At 36.6% G+C, this 25,851-nt stretch carries 23 protein-coding genes, 2 tRNA genes and 1 pseudogene; 16 read left to right on the top strand and 10 right to left on the bottom strand.

Features of this window, described 5'->3' with window-relative positions; all coding sequences use genetic code 11:
* Positions 1–75 precede the first annotated feature (75 nt).
* The 7 genes from CF67_RS00600 to lolB form a co-directional block, all read right to left on the bottom strand.
* Positions 76–160, bottom strand: a tRNA-Leu gene (locus CF67_RS00600).
* 22 nt (positions 161–182) lie between these two features.
* Positions 183–259: transfer RNA gene (locus CF67_RS00595), tRNA-Met, on the bottom strand.
* A 275-nt stretch (positions 260–534) separates the two neighbouring features.
* Positions 535–1,626: a redox-regulated ATPase YchF gene (gene ychF / locus CF67_RS00590; RefSeq protein ID WP_034413044.1), complete on the bottom strand. Its 1,092-nt coding sequence runs from the start codon at positions 1,624–1,626 to the stop codon at positions 535–537.
* A 10-nt stretch (positions 1,627–1,636) separates the two neighbouring features.
* Positions 1,637–2,230, bottom strand: coding sequence for an aminoacyl-tRNA hydrolase (pth, locus tag CF67_RS00585; RefSeq protein WP_034413043.1), 594 nt, complete (start codon positions 2,228–2,230; stop codon positions 1,637–1,639).
* 68 nt (positions 2,231–2,298) lie between these two features.
* Positions 2,299–3,252 carry a ribose-phosphate pyrophosphokinase gene (locus CF67_RS00580; RefSeq protein WP_034413041.1) on the bottom strand — a complete coding sequence of 318 codons (954 nt, stop codon included), beginning with the start codon at positions 3,250–3,252 and terminating at the stop codon, positions 2,299–2,301.
* 22 nt (positions 3,253–3,274) lie between these two features.
* Complete coding sequence (gene ispE / locus CF67_RS00575) at positions 3,275–4,150, bottom strand: 4-(cytidine 5'-diphospho)-2-C-methyl-D-erythritol kinase (protein WP_034413039.1); 876 nt, start codon at positions 4,148–4,150, stop codon at positions 3,275–3,277.
* Positions 4,150–4,761, bottom strand: a complete 612-nt coding sequence (lolB, locus tag CF67_RS00570) for a lipoprotein insertase outer membrane protein LolB (RefSeq protein ID WP_034413037.1) — start codon at positions 4,759–4,761, stop codon at positions 4,150–4,152. Before lolB ends, ispE begins: the two co-directional genes overlap by 1 nt.
* Positions 4,762–4,940: 179 nt before the next feature.
* Here lolB and hemA point away from each other — a divergent pair, with 179 nt between their 5' ends.
* From hemA to CF67_RS00550, 4 genes are all read left to right on the top strand, one after another.
* A complete protein-coding gene (gene hemA, locus CF67_RS00565; protein WP_034413035.1) occupies positions 4,941–6,212 on the top strand; it encodes a glutamyl-tRNA reductase in 1,272 nt (423 codons plus the stop codon).
* Positions 6,213–6,250: 38 nt separating this feature from the next.
* A complete protein-coding gene (gene prfA / locus CF67_RS00560; protein WP_034413033.1) occupies positions 6,251–7,348 on the top strand; it encodes a peptide chain release factor 1 in 1,098 nt (365 codons plus the stop codon).
* The gene (gene prmC, locus CF67_RS00555) at positions 7,348–8,229 is read left to right on the top strand and encodes a peptide chain release factor N(5)-glutamine methyltransferase (protein ID WP_034413031.1); all 882 of its coding nucleotides are present in this window, start codon (positions 7,348–7,350) and stop codon (positions 8,227–8,229) included. Before prfA ends, prmC begins: the two co-directional genes overlap by 1 nt.
* 103 nt (positions 8,230–8,332) lie before the next feature.
* On the top strand, positions 8,333–10,381 hold the full coding sequence (locus CF67_RS00550) for a tRNA(Met) cytidine acetyltransferase TmcA domain-containing protein (RefSeq protein WP_034413029.1): 2,049 nt from the start codon (positions 8,333–8,335) through the stop codon (positions 10,379–10,381).
* A gap of 59 nt (positions 10,382–10,440) precedes the next feature.
* Here the strand turns inward: CF67_RS00550 and ung are convergent, their stop codons facing one another.
* Entirely contained in the window at positions 10,441–11,109 is a 669-nt protein-coding gene (gene ung, locus CF67_RS00545; RefSeq protein ID WP_034413028.1) for a uracil-DNA glycosylase, read from the bottom strand.
* Between the two features lie 245 nt (positions 11,110–11,354).
* Between ung and tgt the strand changes: the two genes are divergently transcribed.
* From tgt to secF, 4 genes are all read left to right on the top strand, one after another.
* The gene (tgt, locus tag CF67_RS00540) at positions 11,355–12,482 is read left to right on the top strand and encodes a tRNA guanosine(34) transglycosylase Tgt (RefSeq protein WP_034413026.1); all 1,128 of its coding nucleotides are present in this window, start codon (positions 11,355–11,357) and stop codon (positions 12,480–12,482) included.
* 156 nt (positions 12,483–12,638) lie between these two features.
* Positions 12,639–12,968, top strand: coding sequence for a preprotein translocase subunit YajC (yajC, locus tag CF67_RS00535; protein WP_034413024.1), 330 nt, complete (start codon positions 12,639–12,641; stop codon positions 12,966–12,968).
* A gap of 19 nt (positions 12,969–12,987) precedes the next feature.
* A complete protein-coding gene (secD, locus tag CF67_RS00530; RefSeq protein ID WP_034413022.1) occupies positions 12,988–14,838 on the top strand; it encodes a protein translocase subunit SecD in 1,851 nt (616 codons plus the stop codon).
* 15 nt (positions 14,839–14,853) lie between these two features.
* Positions 14,854–15,762, top strand: a complete 909-nt coding sequence (gene secF / locus CF67_RS00525; protein WP_052538007.1) for a protein translocase subunit SecF — start codon at positions 14,854–14,856, stop codon at positions 15,760–15,762.
* Positions 15,763–15,798: 36 nt separating this feature from the next.
* Here the strand turns inward: secF and rfaD are convergent, their stop codons facing one another.
* Positions 15,799–16,734, bottom strand: coding sequence for an ADP-glyceromanno-heptose 6-epimerase (gene rfaD / locus CF67_RS00520; protein WP_034413021.1), 936 nt, complete (start codon positions 16,732–16,734; stop codon positions 15,799–15,801).
* 410 nt (positions 16,735–17,144) lie between these two features.
* Between rfaD and CF67_RS00515 the strand changes: the two genes are divergently transcribed.
* Positions 17,145–17,753, top strand: a complete 609-nt coding sequence (locus tag CF67_RS00515; protein WP_034413019.1) for a peroxiredoxin C — start codon at positions 17,145–17,147, stop codon at positions 17,751–17,753.
* Between the two features lie 182 nt (positions 17,754–17,935).
* The gene (gene dapD, locus CF67_RS00510) at positions 17,936–18,967 is read left to right on the top strand and encodes a 2,3,4,5-tetrahydropyridine-2,6-dicarboxylate N-succinyltransferase (RefSeq protein WP_034413016.1); all 1,032 of its coding nucleotides are present in this window, start codon (positions 17,936–17,938) and stop codon (positions 18,965–18,967) included.
* A gap of 50 nt (positions 18,968–19,017) precedes the next feature.
* Here dapD and CF67_RS00505 read toward each other — a convergent pair whose 3' ends face one another.
* A complete protein-coding gene (locus CF67_RS00505; protein WP_034413014.1) occupies positions 19,018–20,151 on the bottom strand; it encodes a flagellin in 1,134 nt (377 codons plus the stop codon).
* A gap of 517 nt (positions 20,152–20,668) precedes the next feature.
* Here CF67_RS00505 and crl point away from each other — a divergent pair.
* The 6 genes and pseudogenes from crl to ribB form a co-directional block, all read left to right on the top strand.
* A complete protein-coding gene (gene crl, locus CF67_RS00500) occupies positions 20,669–21,058 on the top strand; it encodes a sigma factor-binding protein Crl (protein WP_034413012.1) in 390 nt (129 codons plus the stop codon).
* A 27-nt stretch (positions 21,059–21,085) separates the two neighbouring features.
* Positions 21,086–22,222, top strand: coding sequence for a glutamate 5-kinase (gene proB / locus CF67_RS00495; RefSeq protein ID WP_034413010.1), 1,137 nt, complete (start codon positions 21,086–21,088; stop codon positions 22,220–22,222).
* 11 nt (positions 22,223–22,233) lie between these two features.
* On the top strand, positions 22,234–23,484 hold the full coding sequence (locus CF67_RS00490) for a glutamate-5-semialdehyde dehydrogenase (protein ID WP_034413008.1): 1,251 nt from the start codon (positions 22,234–22,236) through the stop codon (positions 23,482–23,484).
* Between the two features lie 320 nt (positions 23,485–23,804).
* Positions 23,805–23,906 (top strand): annotated as a pseudogene (locus CF67_RS05150) (transcriptional regulator NrdR); the annotation flags it as partial.
* A gap of 14 nt (positions 23,907–23,920) precedes the next feature.
* Complete coding sequence (gene ribD / locus CF67_RS00485; protein WP_034413006.1) at positions 23,921–25,048, top strand: bifunctional diaminohydroxyphosphoribosylaminopyrimidine deaminase/5-amino-6-(5-phosphoribosylamino)uracil reductase RibD; 1,128 nt, start codon at positions 23,921–23,923, stop codon at positions 25,046–25,048.
* 283 nt (positions 25,049–25,331) lie between these two features.
* The coding region (gene ribB / locus CF67_RS00480) for a 3,4-dihydroxy-2-butanone-4-phosphate synthase (protein ID WP_034413005.1) at positions 25,332–25,851 on the top strand (520 nt) is incomplete at its 3' end.

The following is a 25,851-nucleotide window of genomic DNA, read 5'->3' as shown; positions in this document are numbered from 1 at the left end:
GATTCGAACCAGGGAATGCCGGCATCAAAAGCCGGTGCCTTACCGCTTGGCGATAGCCCAACGTCAATCAAAAAATGGTGCGGAAGGAGAGATTTGAACTCTCACACCTCACAGCGCCAGAACCTAAATCTGGTGCGTCTACCAATTCCGCCACTTCCGCACTACATGTCAAGTAAGCTGTATGGTGGCTACTGCGGGATTTGAACCTGCGACTCCATCATTATGAGTGATGTGCTCTGACCAACTGAGCTAAGTAGCCCCTTCTTCGGAGTTAGGGGACACATGATACCACTGTAAGCATCACTAGAACATTTTAAACAATATATTTTTGACCTTGTTCTAAAATTTACATGTTACTATTTAAAGAATCTCTATTTCTTAATCCTTTATTTCTTATCAAGAACGGAATGAATTATGAGTAGTTGTGCTATAACCGTCAATAGTTTTTTGAAAAAAAATAAGTAAATTGATACTTAATTGGAAAGGTTTGAGGTTAGGATCAATTGTTGTGATGTTAATTCTAGACATCTGTGCCTATATATTAAAGCGAAAGTGAACTACATCTCCATCGTTCATGATATACTCTTTACCTTCAAGACGCCACTTCCCTGCATGTTTTGCAGCGTTTTTTCCCTTGTATTCTATGAAATCTTTGTAGCTAATAATTTCTGCACGAATGAAACCACTCTCCAGGTCGGTATGGATTTTTCTAGCCGATTTGGATGCTGTTGTACCTACAGGTATAGTCCAAGCACGTACCTCTTTTTCACCGGCTGTAAAATAGGTATGTAGATTTAGAAGATTATATCCAGAACGAATTACTCGGTTAAGTCCTGGTTCCTTAATACCTATATCTTCGAGGAAATCTTTACGATCTACATTTTCTAGTTCAGAGATTTCTGATTCAAGAGTGGCACAGATTGGAATGACAATGTTGTTTTCCCTCTTTGCATATTCTAGGACTTCATCTAAATATGGGTTATTTAGAAAACCATTCTCATTGACATTAGCGATATACATGGTTGGTTTTAATGTTAGAAAGTTCAAATAATTGATAGCAGCATATTCCTCTTTTGCTAAATTTGCCGAACGCACCGTTCCGCCTTCATTCAAAATAGGTAACAATTTTTCTAATACGCTTAATTCAATTTTTGCGATCTTATCCCCAGATTGCGCTTTTTTGAAGTTACGTTGAATTGCACGATGACAAGAGTCAAGATCGGATAAAGCAAGCTCAAGATTAATAGTTTCAATATCTTCTATAGGAGAAATTTTACCAGAAATATGAATGATATCTTCGTCTTCGAAGCAACGGATAACTTGACCAATTGCATCGGTTTCACGAATATTAGCTAAAAATTTACTACCAAGACCTGCCCCTTGAGATGCACCGGCAACAAGGCCAGCAACATCAACAAATTTTATTGTTGCTGGGAGTATTTTTCTGGGATGAACAATTTTTCCTAACGTATGTAGACGAAAATCTGGTACAGGAACTATACCAATATTTGGTTCAATAGTGCAAAACGGAAAGTTGGCGGCTTCTATGCCAGCTTTAGTTAATGCATTAAATAAAGTTGATTTACCAACATTAGGGAGCCCAATTATACCACATTTAAAACCCATTATAGCAACCTTAATAATTTGTTTCAGATCTGAATGTATGCAAGTGATTTTGTGCTTTGCTTAGGCCGTTTTTTAGTAAAATATTGATGCTGTGTACTGATTGATCTAAAATTTCTCTTAAACATTGTTGTTCATTAATAGGTAATTCAGCCAAAACGTAATCTGAAACCTTGTTTTTGTGTTGAGGGCGTCCGATACCAATTCTTAATCGATAAAATTCTTTGTTATCCAATTTGCTAATGATATCGCGTAAACCATTATGACCACCATGACCACCACCTTTCTTGAATTTTGCAGTGCCTAGTTGAAAATCAAGTTCGTCATGGATAATCAGAATCTCTTCTGTTTTAATTTGATAAAATTTTATTAATTTCATGACAGCGTTACCTGACGAATTCATAAACGTAGTTGGGATCAACAGATGTACTTTCGCATTGTTGATTATAATACATTCAGTTAATCCAAAAAATTTTGTTCTATTTTTTAGAGTTATATTATGCGTATATGCTAGTTTTTTTATCACTAACGACCCAATGTTATGTCTCGTTTTGTCATACTTAGAACCAGGATTTCCTAATCCGACCAAGAGCTTAAATTGATTCAAGTATTTCCATCCTCAAATTTGAAATGGTAGAGAGAATGAAAATTCTAGCAGATTTTTGCAAGAGTCGGCTATCGATTACGGTTAAACATTGCAGAAATAGACTCCTCATTGCTGATACGGCGGATTGCTTCGGCTAGCATGCGAGATAAACTTAGTGTTATCACTTTTCCTGTTGCAGTCATTTCTTTAGAAAGAGGGATAGAATCAGTAACAATAACTTGATCTAGTGCTGAATTGTTTATGTTATTAGGCGCTGTACCGGAAAATACGGCATGCGTTGAATAAGCAAATACACGTTTGGCTTCGCGCTCTTTTAATGCTTCCGCAGCTTTGCATAGTGTACCACCTGTGTCTATCATGTCATCAACGATTACGCAGTCACGGTTTTTAACTTCACCAATAAGATTCATAATCTCAGAAACATTAGCGCGAGGGCGACGCTTATCAACGATGGCGATATCAACATCTCCTAATGCTTTAGCCGTAGCTCGAGCACGGACAACACCACCTAGGTCTGGTGAAACTACAACCGGGTTTTGTAAACCACGACTTTGCATATCTTCAAGCAGTACAGGAGTGCCGAAAATATTGTCTACAGGTACATCAAAAAATCCTTGAATTTGTTCGGCGTGCAGATCGATGGTTAAAACGCTGTCTACTCCAACATTCGATAAAAAATCTGCGACTACCTTTGCAGTAATTGGGACGCGTGCTGAACGTACGCGACGATCTTGACGGGCATAGCCAAAATATGGAATTACTGCTGTGATGCGACCTGCGGAAGCGCGACGCATTGCATCAATCATTACTACTAATTCGATTAAATTATCGTTAGTGGGAGCACAAGTGGATTGTATTAGAAAGACATCACTACCACGAACGTTTTCGTTAATTTGTACAGCAACTTCACCGTCAGAAAAACGATCAACCGTTGCGTCGCCAAGAGAAATGTATAGGCAGTCAGCAATACGCTGAGCTAATTTGGGTGTTGCATTACCAGAAAATAGCTTCATATCAGGCACAGTAGTAGACCTCAGAATTGTCTCATTTGTCAGTTAAGACCGATTGGTATTTAGCTGAAGTCTCTTTCAGCGGCGAAACGTTGCGTCCTTGAGCGACAAACGCTGAGACGCTGCTACTAGACAATAGCCGTTTGAGAAGGATTTTTGCTTCTTTTTCTTCGGTGAACTCAGAAAAAAGACAAGATCCAGTTCCAGTTAATCTAAACGGTGCATATTGTAACAACCATAGAAGTTGTCTATCAACCTCAGAATGTAGTATTCGTACAATTTTTTCGCAATCGTTTGTATATTTTTTCTGTAAAAGTGTTGTGATTTCCTGTTTTTTTGTATTTCGAGTTAAATTTGGATGAGAAAATATATTTGTGGTTGATATACTCACATTTGGTTTAACAACTAAATACCATTTTTCTTCTGGACTTGTTGGAAAAAGTTTTTCACCAACACCTTCTGCAAAAGCTGCAAACCCTCGAACAAATACTGGTACATCAGCGCCTAAGGTTAGACCAATATCAGCAAGTTGGTTATCACTTAAGCCTAGGTTCCATAGTAGGTTGAGTGCCACTAATGTAGTTGCAGCGTTTGATGAACCACCACCAAGACCACCTCCAATTGGAAGAATTTTATTTAGTTTAATATCAGCTCCGAGAGTATGATTAGAATGTTTCTGCAATATTTTTGCTGCTTTCCAAATCAAATTATCTTTTATTTTCAGTTTAGCAAATTTAGGTGATAGCGTTATTTTGCCAGTTTGGTTTGCTGTAATTATGATCTGATCACTGTAATCCAAAAATTGAAATAATGTCTGCAGATCGTGATAGCCATCATCTTTTCTACCGATAATATTAAGAAATAGATTTAGTTTAGCTGGAGATGGCCAGCAAGTTGTTTGAAAAAACATCAATTAAATGTCCATTTTGAAATAATGAGATGAAATTTAGTATTATCATGCTGAAGTTTGATTTCTTTTGGTAGTGGTAGCGTTGTGCGGTCAAAAATTACATTTTGATAAGCAAGGTACTCAAGTTTCCAAAGTTGTTTATGAATCTGTTTAGATAATGACACAAGAATGTAATTTTTATTAAGTTGGTAAGCGTCAGAATTATTTGGTTTTCCTAATATCCAATCTTGCATCTGCATTACTGGCATGGTTAGTCCAATAATTTTTTGCATTGACAGTATTGCGTTTGAGTCTATGACTGTTTGATAATCGCGGGTTATAATTCTGACACCTTCTGAGGAAATGTATAGATTTAATACTGTTTGACCAAAAAGATTTGTCAATCTCAGGTTGCTACTTTTAGAAGTATGTTCCCATTGAAAATTAAGTGATTTTTTTTCTCGTATGGAGATATATCGAATTTTTCCAATAGCTTGATAATTTTGAATATTAGCCAATTTTTGTTGATGATTTTCCCATTGAATGCTAGCCTGATTGCTAGAGGTGGATTCACAGCCAACCAGAAAAATAAGCAAGATTGTTGGAGAGAAAAGTTGGCTGAAATTAATCATGCTTCCTCGTTGGTTTGTATGAGTTTACCAAAAATCAGTGCTTACTATATCATTAATATCACGAACTCAGAGAAATTAGGTGATATTGAGTCTTTAAAAATAAAGAGACTATCGAGAAAAATTTCGCGATTATTAGAAATAATTTGTTCCTGTTTTGTTGCTCAGAGAATCTACATTACATGTCTTTGTTTGCCATTGGAATCAATCATAATACAGCTTCCGTTGAATTACGTGAAAAAGTGTTTTTTTGTCCTGACAAGTTGTCAGAAGCGTTAAAACAACTTAATGGAAATTCTTATGTTAATGGTAGTGTTATTCTATCTACTTGTAATCGAACGGAAATTTATTGTGATGTTAAAGCTATCGATGGCAGCAAGAGAAAAATTATTGATTGGTTATTTCGGTTTCATAGAGTTAGTCCGGAAGAATTTAAATCTAGTATCTATGTTTATGAAGAAGAAGCTACAATTAGACATCTAATGCGAGTATCTTGTGGTTTGGACTCCTTAGTGTTAGGTGAAGCGCAAATTTTAGGTCAAGTAAAACAAGCTTATTTTTATGCGCGTAAATATAAGTCAGTTGACTCATCGATCGAGAAACTTTTTCAAAAAGCTTTTTCTGTTGCGAAACGAGTGCGTACTGAAACTGAAATAGGTTGTAATGCAGTATCTGTTGCATATGCAGCCTGCGCTTTAGCTAAGCATATTTTTGCATCGTTAGTTAACTCTACAGTTTTATTGGTCGGAGCTGGAGATACCATTGATCTTGTTGCGAAATACTTGTCCGAAAACGGTTGTCAAAAGATGATTGTTGCCAATAGAACACGTGAACGCGCCCTGAGTTTTTCAAATCAGTTTGGAGCTCAAATAATTAGTTTATCTGAAATCCCAGAATATTTAATTAGGGCTGATATTGTTGTCAGTTCTACCGCGAGTCCTTTACCTATATTTGGAAAAGGTATGGTGGAGACAGCTCTAAAAGTTAGAAAATATCAACCAATGTTATTAGTTGACATTGCTGTTCCAAGAGATATTGAATCTCAAGTAGGAGATCTCAGTGATGCATATCTCTATTCGGTTGACGATTTACGATTGATAGTCAATAATAATATTGAACAACGAAAAATTGAGGCAATTCAAGCTGAGGAAATAGTTAACGAAGAAAGTACTTCATTTATGGCTTGGATGAGGTCGCTAAAAGCTGTGGATAGTATAAGGGAGTATCGGAAATTTTCAAATGATATTCGTAAAGAATTGCTGAAGAAGAGTTTGCAATCTCTCGCCGCTGGTAGTGATCCTGAGACAGTGTTGTTAGAGTTTAGTAACAAGTTGACTAATAAGCTTATTCACGCTCCAACTCGCGCGTTGCAAGATGCTGCAGAACAGGGTAAACCTGCTAATTTAACAGTAATTAGGCAAAGCTTAGGTCTTGAAGACCCTTGTTGCAGATGATAACTTAGTATGAAGTGCTTTAGATTTTTTAATTCAATATGAAAGCGTCTATCTTAACAAAGCTTGAAATGCTTCTCGAACGTTACAAAGAAATTCAGTATTTGCTTAGTGATCCTAGTGTCATTAGCAATCAAAATAGGTTTCGAATTCTCTCAAAAGAATATTCTCGATTAGAGGAAATAAGTCGATGTTTTCAAGAGTATCAGCAAGCTCAAGAGAATTTTTCTAGTCTCCAAGAGATGGAGAACAGAGAAGATGATGTAGAAATACGTGAGATGGTTAAGGAAGAAATAAAAAAGACAAAGGTGCTAATCCAGCGCTTAAGCAGTCAGCTCCACATTTTGTTGTTACCAAAAGATCCTAATGATAAATATAATTGTTTTTTGGAGATTCGCGCAGGTTCAGGTGGCGATGAATCCGGTATTTTCGCTGGTAATCTTTTTCGTATGTACTCGAAATTTTCCGAGAGGAAGGGTTGGCGTGTAGAAGTGATAAATTGCAGCGAATCAGAAAAAGGAGGCTATAAAGAAGTCATCGCAAAGATAAGTGGTTATAGGGTTTATGGAACAATGAAGTTTGAATCCGGTGGTCATCGTGTTCAGCGTATTCCAGAAACAGAATCTCAAGGTCGCATACATACTTCTGCTTGTACTGTTGCAATCATGCCAGAGATTCCAGTGGAAGATTTTCCAGAAATTAAAACGGGTGATCTAAAGATTGATACTTTTCGTGCATCTGGTGCGGGTGGTCAACATGTAAACACTACTGACTCTGCTATTCGTGTTACTCATTTGCCAACAGGTATAGTCGTTGAATGTCAAGATGAGCGATCGCAACATAAAAATAAAGCGAAAGCTATGTCGGTGTTAGCCGCGCGTATGATTCGAATGGAAGAGGTAAAACGTGCCGAGGAGGTATCGAATACTCGTCGTAATTTATTAGGTTCTGGTGATCGAAGCGATCGTATTCGTACGTACAATTATCCGCAGGGTCGTGTATCGGATCATCGTATTAACTTGACTTTGTATCGGTTAATAGAAGTAATGGAGGGGGATTTAGAAATCTTAATTGAGCCAGTCATTCAAGAGCATCAAGCCGAGCGACTTTCTTTACTCTCAGATAGCAAAATAGGATAATGCTCGTTTTATCTGATATCGGGTCTATATTGAAAATTTCTTCAGAGAAACTCAAAGATAGTGGTAGCGGTTCTCCTCGTCTGGATGCTGAGATTTTGCTATGCCATACTTTAGAGAAAACTCGTTCTTATCTTGTGACTTGGCCGGAGAGATTACTCACACGAATTCAGTTTGAACATTTTAGCGAGATGTTGACTAGGCGTTTAAATGGTGAGCCAATAGCTTATATTATTGGTGAATGGGAATTTTGGTCGTTATCACTTAAGGTTTCAGAATCGACGTTAATTCCTCGTCCTGATACCGAACGTTTGGTTGAAGTTGCGTTACGTAGAACTTATAAACAAAATGGATCTATTCTAGATTTGGGTACAGGCACTGGTGCAATCGCGCTTAGTTTAGCTTCTGAAATGTGTAGAAGAAGAGTAATTGGTGTAGATGTAGAATTACAGGCTCAGGTGTTAGCTGTTGAAAATGCTCGTCGCTTGAATATTTTGAATGTAAATTTTTTTGTGGGTAGTTGGTTCCAACCAATTGATGACAACGAAAAGTTTTCATTAATTGTCTCAAATCCTCCTTATATGAAAGAAAATGACTCTCATTTATTACAGGGAGATGTACGTTTTGAACCTATGAGTGCGTTAGTAGCGAAAGAAGAGGGATTAGCCGATATCAAATATATTGCTGTGCACAGTAGATTTTATTTAGAGAATTTTGGTTGGTTAATGCTTGAGCATGCTCATGATCAAGGTCAAGCAGTGAGGAAAATATTAGTTTCATTGGGCTATCAGAAAGTCCTAACGGAAAAAGACTATGCTGGAAATGATCGGGTGACTATCGGTCAATTACATACACTTAAAACAAAGACAAAGCAAAGTAAGTAAAATATACGTATAACTATAACTCTTGACCGTTTTCCGCTGCTTTATTACTGTTTTTTGAACTGCTGATAAATTACTTTAAATTCTAATTTAAGCTTTATTTTCTATGATTAAACTAAATAATTATCTTTCAGATCTGAAAATTCAAGCTTCCTTTTTGATGCATAGGTTTGGTCTCGTTCTTCGAGGAGATCGACTTTGGAGTATTTCTTGCGTAGAAATTGCTATAAAGTGCTATAAACAAGCAACAGTGTTTCAACTAGGAGGAGAACCATTTTTGCAAGCATATTACGCCAATTTTAATAAAGGTCAGGAATTATTAGGAAGAGAGTGTCAAGTTTTAGTATGCGATTTTTCTCAAGGCTTTGATGCAAATAGCTTCAATTCTGTTTTAGGCACCTTAGTTGGTGGTGGGTTGTTGTTTATTTTACCAGGAGTCTTAATGTCTAATACTGCAGATGCGATATGGTTGCGACAAAGTTTAAATAAGTTAATCACTCTATCTCAGGGCAGCCCTCTCCCTGCATTGCCTCATATTACATCAAAAGTTGCAGTTGTATTCTCTCCTTATAAAGAACAATCTGCTGCTGTCGATAAGATCGTACATTTAATCAAAAGTCGTAAAAAGTGTCCTTTTGTTTTGACTGCAAACAGAGGTAGAGGGAAAAGTAGCGCGCTAGGAATAGCTGCAGCTCAATTGATGCATTCTCAAACAGTTCGTATTGTGGTGACTGCGCCGTCGGTTCATGCTGTAGAATCTGTTTTTCGACATGCTTGCAGAAAACTTAAAGGTAGTCAAAAAACTAAGTATGTTCTCAGTCATCAGGATTCGTTACTTTCTTTTATCGCTCCAGATAAATTATTATGTGGCAATATTAAATGTGATCTTTTAATAGTCGATGAAGCTGCAGCGATTCCTATTCCAATGTTAAAAAATATGGTTGAGTGTTATCATCGCATTGTCTTTGCTAGTACTGTTCATGGTTACGAAGGTTCAGGTAGAGGGTTTGCTTTAAAGTTTGTAACATGGCTTAGAGAGAATCGTTCTGGAACCGATCATTTACATTTAGACAGACCAATTAGATGGCAACGAGATGATCAATTGGAAAAATGGCAATACCAAACGTTTTTATTGAATCTAGCAGAGCCGATTATTTCCCCTAGTAAAACATTTCGATTAGACTTATTACACTTGTATAAACTTGATAAAAGCATGCTAGTACGGCAATTAAAGCGTTTAGAAGATTGCTTTGCTTTGTTATTTTATTGTCATTATCAAATTTCTCCTAATGACTTTTTTTTGTTACTAAAAGATAATAGCTTTCATATATACGTGATGCTCTTCAAGGATGAATGTATTGGTTGTATGGTAGTTGTCGAAGAAGGAGGCTTAAAACCTAGTACAGTCAAGAAAATTCAAGAGGGAGGCTCTCGTTTAAAAGGACAATTAGTACCTTCGGTTATTGTAAAAAATATGGGTATTGTTGAGGCTGCTTATTCGATAAGTTTACGTATTATGCGTATCGTAGTTCATCCTAAGTATAGGAGGCTTGGTGTAGGTAGTAAGATGATTGACATGTTGGATGAGCAAATCGATGATGTTGATTACATTTCGACAAGTTTTGGTGCTACGCAAGAATTTGTGGACTTTTGGCTGGCAAATAAATTTTTTCCTATTAGTATTGGCTCAAAAAGAGATCAGGCGAGCGGTTGTCACTCGCTTATCATGATCAAATCGAACTCATTAGCATGGTTAGAGAAGGCGCAGGTTTTTTTTAAACAAAATCTTGATTATCTACTCAGCTGTACGTTAAAAACTCTAGAACCTGAGATAGTTCGTATTTTATTGTCTACAACAACTTCTTCTAGTTTATCACCTACAAGGTATTTAAAATTAAATGCTTTAATTGACATTTACATAAAAGGGGGAAGCAATTTTGATGCTGTTGCTTTTCAGATAAAGAAGCTGATTAATAGCTTATCAGCAAGAGATTTTATTCATGTTAGTTGTCTTGTTTTAGCTAAGGTTATACAACAAAAATCATGGAAAGAGTGTGTAGAGCAGTTTCATTTATCTGGTTGGAAACAGTGTGAGTTTCAACTAAAAAAAGAACTGAATCAGTTACTTACATACTTATGGTGTAAAATGAATTGATTTTTTTACTTTAAAAAAAATCGGTCGTTAAATGGTATCATAACGAAAATATTAAGTATTTAGAGATTCCAGTCAATAGGTTGCTTCCCTTGCTGGATAAGTAGTCTGTTAGTCTGAGAAAAATGTCGGCATCCAAAAAAACCTCTATGGGCGGAAAGTGGTGATGGATGGGGTGCTGCAAGAATGTGGTGCTTATTGGAATCAATGAGACGCCCTTTCTTTTGAGCATGCGAACCCCATAGTAAAAAAATAATGCCTTTAGTATTTTGATTTAAAGCTTCCATTACTTTATCTGTGAATTTCTCCCAACCGATCTTTGAATGAGAATACGCTTTATTTCGTTCCACAGTTAGAACTGTATTCAGCAACAATACTCCTTTTTCAGCCCAACTCTGTAAAAAACCATGGGTAGGGGTTTTAAAATGACTAACATCCTGCGAAAGTTCTTTGTATATATTCATCAATGATGGTGGTATTTTTTCTCCTGGAGGAACAGAAAAGCACAGTCCGTGTGCTTGTCTTGGTTTATGGTATGGATCTTGTCCAAGAATTACTACTTTTACTTCATTAAATTTTGTGAAACGAAACGCATTAAATATATCTTGGTTTTGTGGATAAATTATTCTGCCAGCATGTTGTTCATTTGCGATGAATCTCATTATTTTCTTAAAATAACCTTGTTGTTTTTCAATGCCGATTACATCATGCCATGCTAAAATATTTTCCATTGATTTTTTCCTATCGTCATGGATAAGTTTACAGTTATATATCCAGTAGCAGTAAATTCATAGTCAATGACTTAATTGGCCTTGCTATTAATATTAAATAGTAAGTAGTAAGGGAATTCGTTCACTATAGCATGGGAATTTAAAGTGTTTTTGGGCAGATTTTCTGTTTCCATTAATGCACACAGTATGTGTTTTTCTTAACAAAGATTAAATGATGTTTTTAACAGAATCTTAGAAGAGGAATTATGAAGTTCAAATATGAACTTAGGAAAAAGAATGATGGTGCACGCTGTGGTCAGTTGGTATTTGAACGTGGTGTAGTCAAAACCCCAGCGTTTATGCCTGTCGGTACCTATGGTACAGTGCGGGGGATAACACCAGATGAAGTAAAAAGTACTGGTGCTGCAATGCTTCTCGCTAATACTTTTCATTTATGGCTCCGTCCTGGTGAAGAAGTAGTAAAAATGCACGGTGACCTGCATAATTTTATGAATTGGCACCATCCTATCTTGACCGATTCAGGCGGTTTCCAAGTTTTTAGTTTAGGTGCAACTTGCAAAGTATCTGAAGAGGGTGTGCGTTTCTGCAATCCGGTAAACGGAGATAAGGTTTTCATGACTGCAGAAAAATCTATGGAGATTCAAAAAGATTTAGGTTCTGATATAGTAATGGTTTTCGATGAATGTACATCATATCCAGCCGCTTATAATGAAGCAAATAAATCAATGCAGATGTCTTTACGTTGGGCAGAACGTTCTCGTGAACATTTTGATAAATTAGGGAACGTAAATTCTCTGTTTGGAATCGTTCAAGGTAGCATGTATAAAGATTTGCGTGATGCTTCAGTAAAAGGCTTAATAGAGATTGGTTTTGATGGATATGCTATTGGAGGTCTTGCTGTTGGTGAATCCAAAAAAGACATGTACAGCATTTTAAAACACACATGTCATCAATTACCGGAAGACAAACCACGTTATTTGATGGGTGTAGGTAAGCCAGAAGATTTAGTTGAAGGTGTTCGTCGTGGTGTTGATATGTTTGATTGTGTAATGCCAACACGTAATGCACGTAATGGGAACCTATTTATCACTGATTGTGTAATTAAAATTCGTAACGCGCAGCACAAAACAGATACAACACAACTTGATTCGCATTGCGATTGCTATACTTGCCAAAATTACTCTAAATCATATTTACATCATCTAGATCGCTGTAATGAAATTCTAGGTGTTCGTTTGAATACGATTCACAATTTACGTTACTATCAGCGCTTGATGCAAAGCATTCGAACAGCAATTAGAGAAAATTGCTTCGAACTGTTTGTAAAGAAATTTTACACTTGTCGAAATAAAGCAGTGCCGCCATTAGGCTAAATTTAGAGTGATTTATATTATTGCGTGAGTTTCTCAAAGAGTAGATTTTTTTATTTTTTTTGATGATTCTCTCAAATCAATAAGATTAAGTCTTGAAAATGTTAAATTCTATCCCCAATAGTTGGCTTATTTGATTTACAGGGTGGCGGCGTTTCAATGTTTATTTTTCAAGCTTACGCAGCAGATAAAAATACACCAACTAGCGGTGGTTTCGAAATGTTAATTATACTAGGTGTGTTTGCTGTGGTTTTCTATTTAATGATATATCGGCCACAAGCCAAGCGTATAAAGGAGCGTAAAATTCTTATGTCTTCAATGCTCAAGGGTGATGAAGTCCTTACAAGTGGCGGTCTGGTCGGAAAGATAACAAGAATATCAAAGAATAATGATTGTATATTGATAGAACTAAATAAGAACAATGAAGTTATTATTAAGAAAGACTTTGTTACTGCAGTGCTACCCAAAGGTACAATTAAATCTTTGTAGATGAAAGAGGTTCTTTCTTTTGTTAAATGGTTATCCGCTATGGAAGTACTTAGCAGTAATTTTGATTATTGCTACCGCTGCTTTGTATGCATTGCCGAACGTTTATGGTGAAGATCCCGCTATTCAAGTTAAAGGCACACGTGGTGCCTCATTGGATGCTTCAACTTTAGACTCTATTATTTCAGCTCTGCATAAGGAGAATATTTCCTATAAGTCTGCTGTTTTACAGAATGGAATAATCCTCATTCGTTTTTTTAACGATACTGATTCTCAAATCAATGCACAAGATATTATTAAGGAAGTTCTTGATAAAGATAAAATCATTGCTTTAAGTTTTGCATCTGCTGCACCAAAGTGGTTAGAGGTGATAGGCGCGAAACCGATGAAACTCGGTCTCGATTTACGTGGTGGTGTCCATTTCCTTCTGGAAGTGGATATGAACGACGTAGTGGGGAAATTTGTTGCTCATCGAGTGGAAGAATTACGTGTTGAGCTACGCAAAAAGAAGATTCATTATCGTGCTGTTCGTTCTTTTTTGAGTAGTAACTCTATAGAGGTTTTGCTACGGAATAACAAACAACTAATTCAAGTGAAGCAATTACTTAAATTTAAATATCCTGATATGAGTTTTATTGAATCAAATATTGGTCGTAATTTAAAGTTAACTTCTACTTTTTCAGAATCCCGTTTAGAGGAAATCCGTAATTATGCTGTTAAGCAAAACATTATAATTTTACGTAAGCGCGTTAATGAACTTGGTGTTGCAGAACCTTTAGTTTATCGTCAAGGTGTGAATCGTATCGTTGTTGAGTTACCTGGTCTTCAAAATATAGCACATGCTAAGGAAATTTTAGGAGCTACGGCTACTCTTGAATTTCGTGAGGTAGATGAACAAACTAACTTGGTTTCTAATCCTAGGGCTAGTGTTCCTTTGGGTAGCGATATTAGGCAGGATCGTTATGGGTACCCTGTTGCGCTAAAAAAACGTGTAATTTTAGATGGTTCGAGTATTACTGATGCAACTTCTAGTTTTGATGAGTATGGGCGTCCGCAAGTTAACATTTCGTTAAATCAAAAAGGTGGTAGTAAAATGTTAGCCTTCTCTCGCCGAAATATTGGTAGAAAAATAGCGACTGTTTTTATTGAATACAGGCAGGATACTTCTGAAAAAAATGCTTTGATTAAGAACGAGGAAGTCATTAATCAGGCTATCGTTCAATCAGTTTTAGGTCGTAACTTTCGTATTACTGGTATCAGTTCTATTTTAGAAGCACAGAATCTTGCCTTGTTGCTTCGTGCAGGTACTCTAATTGCTCCCATCTCAATTGTTCAAGAACGTACTATTGGTCCATCGATGGGAGAAAAAAACATCGATATGGGTGTTATGGCGTGTATTTGGGGTATGATGTCAGTAATGTTATTCACACTAGTTTACTATCGTCAATTTGGTCTTATCGCAAATGTTGCATTGATAGTTAATTTAATATTAATTATTGGTATAATGTCAATATTGCCTGGAGCAACTATGACTTTACCTGGTATTGCAGGTATTGTATTAACCATTGGTATGGCAATCGATGCTAATGTACTTATATTTGAGAGGATTCGCGAAGAGCTGTTTGAGGGCTATAACCCTCAGCAAGCTATTCATCGTGGTTATTTAAATGCCTTTGGTACTATTGTCGACGCCAATATTACTTCATTAATTGCTGCAGTTATTTTATTTGTAGTTGGTACTGGTGCTATAAAAGGTTTTGCAGTAACTCTATCTATTGGTCTTTTGACCTCAATGTTTACATCTATTATTGGTACGCGTTGTGTCGTCAATTTGCTTTATAGTAGAAAACGTATGCATAGACTTTCTATATAAGGGCAATGAATTGATATGTTTCAAATATTGAAGGTAGAAAATACGATAGATTTTATGCGTTGGTCAAAGGTTGCGTCCTTTTTTTCTATTTTGATTATTTTTGTGTGTACTTTTATTATCTCAACTCGATGGTTAAATTTGGGCTTAGATTTCACTGGTGGTGTACTCATTGAAATTGAATTCGAAAACCGAGTCAATTTAGAGAAAATTCGTGCTTCACTTGATAAAAGTGGTTTTGTCGACGCAGTTGTGCAGAATTTTGGCTCTTCACGTAACATAGTAGTTCGTTTACGTTCACAGGATGGTATAGTTGACCAAGCGTTAGGAAGACAAATTCTTGACATAATTAAGGATGGGGTCGATAAAAACGCTAAAGCGCATCGTATCGAATTTATTGGACCAAGTGTGGGCGCTGAATTGTCAGAAGCGGGCGGATTTGCGATTCTTGCTTCGCTAGTGTGCATTTTAATTTATGTGTCAATTCGTTTTGAATGGCGTTTAGCTGTAGGTGCTGTAGTGGCGTTACTGCATGACTTGATTGTTACGCTTGGCGTTTTCTCAATTATGCAAATTGAAGTTGATCTGACAATTGTTGCCGCCTTACTGACGGTTGTGGGATATTCACTGAATGATACAGTTGTTGTTTTTGATAGAATTCGAGAAAATTACCGAAGGATGAATACAAGTAAATCTGTTGATATCATTAATGATTCAATAACTCGAACACTCAGTCGAACTTTAATCACTTCTACTACCACGTTGTTTGTGGTTATAGCACTTTTTGTACAGGGTGGGGCAATTCTCCATGGTTTTGCTACTGCTCTTTTTTTGGGTATTATTATTGGCACGTATTCTTCAGTTTATGTAGCATCAACATTAGCATTGAGATTAGGAATACAAAGAGAGCATTTAGTTAGTACTTAAGAGATAAGTTTATTTTTCATTAGTAATTTCAAGTTTTTAGTTGATTACTCTCATATATTCTTTTATTCCTTCTTCAATTGTTTTGAAATCGTGATGGCAACCTGCGGCACGCAGTTTAGTTAAATTTGCTTGAGTAAATTTTTGATAAGAGTTTTTTAGGTGTTTAGGGAAAGGAATTGTTTCTATCCGTTTATTTTTACCATTACATTTAATAATTAAGTCTGCTACTGTCTGAAATGATTCTGCGTTGCCTGTCCCTAAATTAAAAATACCAGAGGTTTTGTTTTTCATAAACCATAGGTTTACTTCGGCCACATCATCCACGTAGATGAAGTCCCTTTGAAATGTTTTGCTGCCTTCAAACAATTTTGGGATTTTTCCTGCATTTATTTGCTTATTCAAATGAAAGGCAACCGAAGCCATAGGACCCTTGTGTTGTTCGCGAGGTCCGTAAACGTTAAAATAGCGGAGACCAGTTATTTGTGATAGCTCTTCTTCAGCATTTTGCCATACTCTACGTACGTAGTTGTCAAATTGTTGTTTTGAGTACCCATAAACGTTAAGTGCGCCTTCGTATTGTTTTTCTTCAGAAAAATTTTTGGTTTTGCCATAAACTGCAGCTGATGATGCATAAAGGAATGGGATTTTGTGATCTAAACAGTAATGGAGTACTTTTTTTGAGTACTCATAGTTATTCAGCATCATATATTTACCATCCCATTCTGTAGTCATGGAACAAGCCCCTTGATGAAAAATAGCATCAATAGGTTTTTTCCAGTCCTTGTTGGATATAATGTGTACTAGGAAATCATTACGATCCATGTAATCGCTTATATTAAGATCAACTAAATTGTTGATTTTAATACCATTTTCTAGATTATCTACAACTAAAATGTTGCTAATGTTTTGTTTATTGAGTGCTTTAATAATATTACTTCCAATCATACCAGCACCACCGGTTACAATGATCATTGTTTCTTCCTCGAGCAGCAGCCTAAAGTATAACATTAAACTATTCAGAATAGAGATATTGAACAAGGCAATGCTATTTAAAGTAAATTAATGTTATTTTTGAAAAATGTTACTCAGGGTTTAGTAGGGTCAAATCAGCAACCTAAACATATATGAGTGTATTTTGATTTTTATTCGGTTTTTTGGTTAAAAACGTGAAATTTATTCGAATTATGAATCATAAATTTCCAAGCAAAGATTGATTCGGATACGCTAACACATAGGATCGTATTCTGACAATGTTTTTGAGTAGTTGGTTTTATTATTGTCTGTTTATACACGATTCGTTGTTGTTTTTCATAATACTGTAATAACGGTAGCCGGTTTCCCGTGCTAAAGCGGAATTGATATTAGTAATTTAGGAGTAAAAGATGGTATTGGTAGGTCGTAAAGCCCCTGATTTTTCTGCAGCGGCGGTTTTAGGTAGTGGTGAGATTGTTGATAGTTTCAATTTTTCAGAATTTACTAGGGATAAGAAGGCAGTTGTTTTCTTTTATCCACTAGATTTTACTTTTGTTTGTCCATCGGAGCTTATTGCTTTTGACAAACGTTTCAATGATTTCCAAAAGAAAGGTGTTGAGATAATTGGTGTTTCTATTGATTCTCAATTTTCTCATAGCGCATGGCGTAATACCGCTATTAAAGATGGAGGTATTGGTGAAGTTAAATATCCACTAGTTGCTGATATTAAGCATGAAATTTGTAAAGCATACAATATTGAGTGCTTAGATGTAGGTGTAGCTTTCCGTGCTTCTTTTTTAATTGATGCTGGTGGAGTGGTGCGCCATCAGGTCGTGAATGATTTGCCTATTGGACGTAACATTGATGAAATGTTACGTATGGTTGATGCTTTAAATTTCCATGAAGAAAATGGTGAGGTTTGTCCAGCACAATGGAAAGAAGGTAAGGTAGGTATGGATGCATCTAAAAAAGGAGTTGCGGAATTTCTGTCCAAACATGTTGAAGATTTAAGTAAGTAGAAGTGGTTTGCTAAGCTCATTATTCCAGTGTTTTTAGTGAATTGGATCAATCTGACCATTAAAGGTATATATAGTTTTATAAGGCCCGGGTTTTGTTCCGGGTCTCGTTGTTCTCTTTGTATTCATGTGGTAAAAATGAGTAGGAATAAATCGTTTTTGACAGTAGTAGGAGAATATTTAGCATGGTTTGTTTTTCACTAGCGTTTGGTACAGCCACCAAAAATCGTGATGGGAAAATTATTGAAGCGTTTTTTCCAGACCCAATTCTTCATCCGAGCGATATGTTAGTGAACTCGATTAAGAAAATAGCCGATTATAAAGGAGGTAATCAAGTAATTAAAATATCTTCCTTGCAAAGTTCTCAACTTGCAGAAGTTTTTGACGTTGAGGGAGAAGATTTAAGTGCTAAGTTTGCAAGAAAGGCTGTGATGTCTAAGAAGTCTCTTGTGCTTGTTATTTTAGAGACGGATAAAAAACCTAAGTCAGTAGCTGAAGTTTTTTTAAAATTGCAGTTAATTTCTAATCGTTTAGTTAAGCCTCATGGTATTGTATTAGATGGAATTTGGAGTTTGCTGCATAATATTGCATGGACGAATGAAGGTCCAATTGATCTTCCAGAGTTGCTTGATCGACAGATTGAGGCTCGATTAGAAGGTAAAGTACTAAGCGTAGGTTGCGTAGATAAATTTCCTAAAATGGTTGATTATGTTGTTCCTCATAGAGTGCGTATTGCGGATGCCTCACGCGTTCGTTTAGGTGCTTATGTAGGTGAAGGTACAACAGTTATGCATGAGGGCTTTATTAATTTTAACGCGGGTGCTATTGGATCTAATATGGTTGAAGGACGTATTTCTGCAGGTGTTGTGGTTAATGAAGGTTCAGATATTGGTGGGGGAGCATCCATTATGGGAACGCTTTCAGGTGGAGGTAAAGTTGTTATTTCTGTTGGAAAACAATCGTTATTAGGGGCAAATTCGGGTCTTGGTTTCTCGCTAGGAGATCGCTGTATTATTGAGTCTGGTTTATATGTAACAGCTAGCTCTAAGGTATTTTTATTTGATTCTTTAGATCAGGAGGTAAAAATAGTTAAAGCATCTGAACTTTCAGGCGTGTCTGATTTATTATTCCGTCGCAATTCTTTGACAGGTCAAATTGAATGCTTCACGCATAAGTCTTCAGTTAGACTGAATAGTGAGTTGCATGATAATAATTAAGAATACAAAAAAATCCAGCTATAGCTGGATTTTTCTGTATTCTGAAAACATCAACCAAGTAAGCTTAAAGCTGTAGTTGGTGCTTGTTTTGCTTGTGCAAGGATAGAACTTGAAGCTTGAGACAAGATTTGAGATTTAGTTAACGCAGTTGTTTCTTTAGCGAAATCAGTGTCTTTAAGTCGACTTTTAGAAGTATTCACATTTTCATTGATACTTTCCAAATTGTTGATCGCGTGATCCAATCGATTTTGAAAAGCTCCTAGTTCTGCACGATGGCTATCTACATACTGTAGTGCAGCATCAATGATACTAATAGACTCTTGCGCACCACCAACTGATGTAACATCAATCATATTAACAGCTACTCTTGTCCCTTCTTGCATATTAAATTCACGAGCAAGAGTACCACGAAAAGAAACCTCCCCTTTCACTTTATCACTACTAGCGAACACTTGCAATTGTCCATTTTCATTTACAGATGCTTTGATCATATCTGTTTGACCATTAATATAAGTAGCCAGTTCCTCAATATCATCGCCAACCTTAGCCTCAATATTAATAGTTTGTTCTTCCCCTGCTTTGTTTTTCAGGATAATAAATAAACTATTCGCATCAGCTTGAACGAACCAATCTTTGTCTTTACTATTTGCAGCTTGGTAGCTAGTACCACCCATTTCACTATTGTCGCTGCGCATATTATTAAGACTTAACATGATCGCTTCACCGTTGTTTGCACCGATTTGAAAGGATTTAGTAGAAAACGTGCCATTTAATAGTTTGTTGCCAGCAAAAGATGTTGTTTCAGCGATACGATTTAACTCATCATTGAGCGATTTGACTTCTTGCTGGATAGCAATGCGTTCAGATTTAGAGTTTGAACCATTAGCTGATTGCAGAGACAAATCACGCATACGTTGTAAAATATTGGTTGTCTCTTTCATTGCTCCTTCAGCGATTTGTGCAATAGAAATACCATCATTCGCATTACGAACAGCAACATCCAATCCACGACTCTGAACATTTAAACGATTTGAAATTTGAAGACCTGCTGCATCATCTTTGGCACTATTGATTTTAAAGCCAGAAGATAAACGTTCCATTGATGTTTTTTGAGCACTATCAGCGCTATTCAGGTAACGCTGTGCGGTCATCGCCGATACGTTTGTGTTCACACTTACTGCCATAGTATCTCTCCAATCGATTCTTTTTGAAAAACAGATGATTTCCTAAATTTAATTCAGTTAGCGGCATAACTTAGAAAATCTTGAGTATTTTTTGCAGAAAATGTACTTTAAAAGAAGAAATTTTTAGTTAGTTTAGCACTTGTCGAAGATTAAGTATCTGAAGTTTGCATGTTTCATGAATTCTTGAAGGACAAATTGATAATTTTAAATTCTATCTTTTGGCGTTTAATTGTTAATTCTATATATAATTAATTTTTGTAAAGTGTGATGAAGCCATATTGACGATCGATATGCGTTTCAACCAGCTATAATAAAGTTGTAAATGTGATTTTTTTTAAGGAAAATGATCCTAATAACCTATTTTAACAAATTTCATGGTGGAACTGTTTTTTTCAATAAAGTAAGAGTAGGATGCATATTTATGGCCTCTTTTTCATTTTCATTAGTTGTGCAATTTTAGGCATTGTAAAACATAGTTATAATTTTGATTTATCACGTTGAAAATTGGAGAGTTAGTATGTCAGAAATGACTCAAAAGCCAACCCATTATCGTTTGCTGAGTACTTTGAGAGAAATAGGACCGTATTTGCGAGAGTCAAAATCGAATAAAGGCAGTTATATTCTTGATTGCTTATCAGCTTGCGTTGATGATAGTAGATCACCTGAAAAACGAGAATTCTGGGGATGGTGGCTCGAGCTTGAACATTTAGAAAAAAGTTTTCAGGCTAGGTATCATACGGGGAGGTACGATATCTCGGGAGACTGGAAAGTTGAGGCTATTCCTCAAAATGCACTTTCAGAAGTTAATCGAACACAAAGTGACTTTCATGATAAGCTTGTAAGCACTGTCCGTAATCGCTTTGAGATGAATGTTGAGCTGCATGAGGAATCAGTAAAGTTTGTCTAATTTTTTTCATTTTTTAGAAACCATAAAATGATAACAAATCAACGAAAAACAAAGAAAAATTCAACTACAGTAGTTGTGAAACTTGGAACTAGTGTACTGACAAGTGGCACTTTGGCGTTAGATCGTGCCCATATGGTTGAGCTTGTTCGTCAGTGTACAGAATTAAAAAAACAAGGTCATGTAGTAGTAATTGTTTCCTCTGGTTCAATTGCAGCTGGTCGGGAGCATCTGGGTTATCCAAAATTGCCAAATGTAATCTCAAGTAAGCAATTACTTGCAGCAGTTGGACAAAGTCAATTGATTCAAATTTGGGAATCCTTGTTTGCTATTTACGGTTTAAAGATTGGTCAAGTGTTACTAACACAATCTGATTTAGATGATCGAGAACGTTTCTTGAATGCTCGTGATACTATTCATGCGTTAATTGATAACAATATTATTCCCGTTGTTAATGAAAATGATGCAGTAGCGACAAATGAAATTAAAGTTGGTGATAATGATAACTTGTCTGCACTAGTAAGTATCTTATGTGGTGCTGACAAGCTGTTGTTATTAACTGATCAAATAGGGTTATTCAGTTCTGATCCACGTAAAGACCCAAATGCCCAATTGATTAAAGAAGTGAAAACTATTGACGATACTTTACGAAAAACAGCAGGTGATAGTAGCACAAAATTAGGTACAGGTGGTATGGTGACTAAGTTACATGCTGCCGATATTGCATGTAGATCGGGTATTGAAGTTATTATTGCATCAGGTAGCACGCGTGATGTCATCATTGATTCATTGAGTGGTAAACCACAAGGTACGCGTTTTTTGCCTTCTGAAGAAGCATTGGAAATGGAAAGTCACAAACGTGTTCTTTTATCTAATCCAGTAGTTTCGGGCGAGATTCTTGTTAATGATGAAGTTGTTAATGCTTTAATACGCAAGGAAAGTGGTTTGTTAGCGGAGAGTGTAGTTGAAGTAAAAGGTGAATTTAATCGTGGAGGAATTATTCGTGTGAGTAATTTAGCAGGTCGTTCAGTTGCCTTAGGCATTGCAAGCTATTCAAGTAAAGATTTATTAAATATTGTTGGTAGACATAGCAGAGAGATTACTTCGGTTTTAGGTTATAACTATGGTTCGGAGTTGATAAATCAGGATGATTTTATATTGATTTAAGGAATATTATTGTGAACTTAATTAGTGTTGGAAAAGCGGCTAAAGATGCCTCTTTTAGTTTAGCGACTGCTTCGACCAAACAAAAAAATCAAGCAATTACTGTTATTGCTCATGAATTAGAAAGCAATGTTGAAAGGATTTTATCTGCTAATAAAAAGGACGTTCAATTTGCTTGTAATTTAGGGTTGACAGATGTTCTATTAGATCGTTTATTGCTTAATTCTGAGCGTTTGCAAGATATGGTTAAGTACCTTCATGATATAGTAAATTTTGATGATCCAATTGGAAAAGAAATTGATCGAAAGGTACTCAAGAATGGTATGTTTTTGTCTCGTCGTCAAGTTCCGATCGGTGTTATCGGCGTAATTTACGAGGCTCGCCCAAATGTGACAATTGATGTTGCAGCTCTTTGTTTGAAAACAGGTAACGCAAGTGTTTTACGCGGAGGGAAGGAGACCTTTTTCTCAAATATGGAATTGGTGAAGGTCATTCAGTCTGCTTTAAAGAAGGCAAAGTTACCGGAAAAATCTATACAATATATAGGCAGTCCTGATCGCGCCTTGGTATCTCAACTTCTGAAGCTCGATGAGTATATAGATATTATTATTCCACGTGGTGGTTTAAAACTTCATCGAATGTGCAAAGAAGATAGCACTATTCCAGTGATTCTCGGAGGATTCGGCATTAGCCATATCTTTGTTGATGAAAGCGCTGATCTAGATAAAGCATTGATCGTGGTTGAAAATGCAAAATTGCAACGTCCATCAGCATGTAATGCGTTAGATACTCTATTAGTTCACGAAAAAGTTGCAAGTAGTTTCCTTACTAACCTTGCAGAATGTTTAAATGATAAAGTTTTATTGGTTGCTGAACCAAAAGCGAAATCTATGCTGGGTTGTGCAAGAAGATTACGTGATGCAAATGAAGGTGACTTTGATACAGAATGGTTAGGTTGTACGTTGAGTGTTAAGGTCGTAGGCGATGTAGGGGAAGCAATCAAGCATATGCGTACACATAATGCGAGTCATTCTGATGCAATAATGACTAATAATTTTGAAAGTTCAGAACGATTTGTTAATTCTGTAGATTCAGCCTCCGTATACGTGAATGCGTCGACTCGGTTTACTGATGGCTCTCAGTTCGGTTTAGGAGCAGAAGTAGCGGTTTCTACACAGAAGCTCCATGCTCGCGGTCCTATCGGACTGGAAGGATTAGTTAGTTACAAATGGGTTGGGAGAGGTGATTACTTGGTACGAAGTTGATGATAAAGATCTGCTTGGCTTTTTGTTTTAGTTTTTTTGGAAAAGTTTTAGAGTTATTATGTAGAGGGTATTATGGTACATTGTCTTAGATCTATGTACGAGGCGTTCAATTTATTGGCTTTGAGTTTAGTTGCTCATGGGAGTGTCGCAAACGTCTATGTTTGACATGTGCTGCTCGGTTTACTACTTTTGAGTAGCGACTAAGCCAGTTATGACGAGAGTAATTAAATGGGAATCAAAAGTTATTTAACGAGAAATAAATAGTTTGTGATGTGCCATTAGGAAAGTGTGTTGTTTTAACTGAGCTATGGAAAAACTGAAAGAACTTAGATGAGGTGGCCCATGTTCGTTTTGCTGCGGTTTATCGGAGTTTTGATGATACTTGTGAATTTAACGAAGAAATTGCTAATCTAGAAAATTAAGTTCAGATATCCTGATGGAAAAGTTTTCTTCTAGAGATCGCCAAATGATGTTGAGGGCCATTGAATTGGCGAGAGCTGGTGTTTATACCACTTCTCCTAATCCTAATGTTGGTTGTGTTATTACAAACAATGATCGGATCGTTGGAGAAGGTTTTCACTATCGTGCTGGTCAGTTTCACGCTGAAGTTAACGCGTTACGAATGGCTGGTGCGTGTTCTGTTGGTGCAACAGTTTATGTTACTCTAGAACCCTGTGCGCATTATGGACGGATGCCACCGTGTGCTGAAGGGCTTATTAACGCTAGAGTCTTAAAAGTCATATGTGCAATGGAAGACCCAAACCCAAAGGTTTCTGGACGGGGTATACGTATGCTTCAAGATGCAGGTATTGAAGTTGAAGTTGGTTTGTTTCAGTCTGATGCTGAGGCACTTAATCCTGGTTTCATCAAGCGAATGAAGAAAGGAATGCCCTTTGTTCAGCTTAAAATGGCAGCTAGTTTGGATGGAAGGACGGCCTTGTCTAATGGAAAAAGTCAGTGGATCACTTCTCTGCAGGCCCGTCAAGATGTGCAAGTTTTTCGTGCTAAATCTGATGCGATTTTATCGACTGGAAAAACTGTTGTCGAGGACAATGCGTCGCTTAGCGTTCGTTGGCAGGACTTCCCTAAATCACTTCAAATTCGCTATCCTCAATCACAAGTTCGTCAACCGATTCGTATTATTTTAGATAGATCGGGACGATTACATGATGGACTGCAGTTATTTAAAAGTCTTGGCTCATTGCTTATTGTAGATTCGAAGCAAGAAAAAATTAATGCTCCTGTTAATTTCAATAACCAACTTGATTTGTCTAAAGTTTTTATGTCGCTTGCAGAGCAGTATCATATTAATTATCTTTGGATTGAAGCAGGAGAAACACTTGCAAGTTCATTAATTAAATCAGGTTTGGTTGATGAGTTAGTGTTTTATTTAGCTCCCAAAATCATTGGAAGTGATGGTCGAGGACTATTTGGGGCGTTAGGTTTAGGAGATATGGCTGATGTTCTTGAACTAAAAATTAAAGATGTTCGACAAATAGGTTGTGATATCCGTATTATCACAACTGTTGAGTCAAAAGGAGTTGTTAAGCAGGAAGAAAGCTAAGTATGTTTACTAAGATTTAAAGAGAATGAGTAGATATATCTTTGCTGCGATATGGGGAAAGGGCATTCCTTTAACTGTTAATTTTGGTTTGTAATGTCTGATGTCAGGTAAAATTGAGCTTCTAGTATGTTGCGTGCTATATCGATTTTTTTCAAGTAGGCACGAACAATGATATCCTAAATATCGAGACCTACCATGTTTTTTGTAGTGAAATGGCTTTCTTGAGTGTAGTGCTTACCGCTTAGGCAGTTAATAGCTGAGAAAATATTCATAGGAGCGCGCAATGTTGATAAGTACGCCACAAGAAATTATTGAAGATATTCGTCTAGGGGAAATGGTTATCATAATGGATGATGAGGACCGTGAAAATGAAGGTGATCTGGTTATGGCAGCGGAGCTTATTACTCCACAGGCAATAAATTTTATGGCTATGCATGGTCGTGGTTTAATTTGTTTGACTATGGAAAAAGAACGTTGTGAGCATTTAGGTTTGCCACCCATGGTTCAACATAACAACGCTCAATACACGACTAATTTCACTGTTTCTATTGAAGCAGCTAAAGGAGTGACCACTGGTATTTCTGCTGCTGATCGTGCTGTTACTATTAAAGCGGCCGTTGCGAAGGATGCTAACGCTTCTGATCTTGTGCAGCCAGGTCATATTTTTCCTTTAGCCTCTCAAAATGGTGGGGTATTGACTCGTGCAGGACATACGGAAGCTGGCTGTGATTTAGCGCGTTTGGCAGGTCTCGAGCCTGCTGCCGTTATTGTTGAAATTCTTAATGAAGACGGCACTATGGCTC

This window comes from Candidatus Photodesmus blepharonis (assembly GCF_000731795.2).
GTDB lineage: Bacteria > Pseudomonadota > Gammaproteobacteria > Enterobacterales > Vibrionaceae > Vibrio > Vibrio blepharonis.
This window is presented reverse-complemented; position numbering and strand designations above follow the sequence as displayed.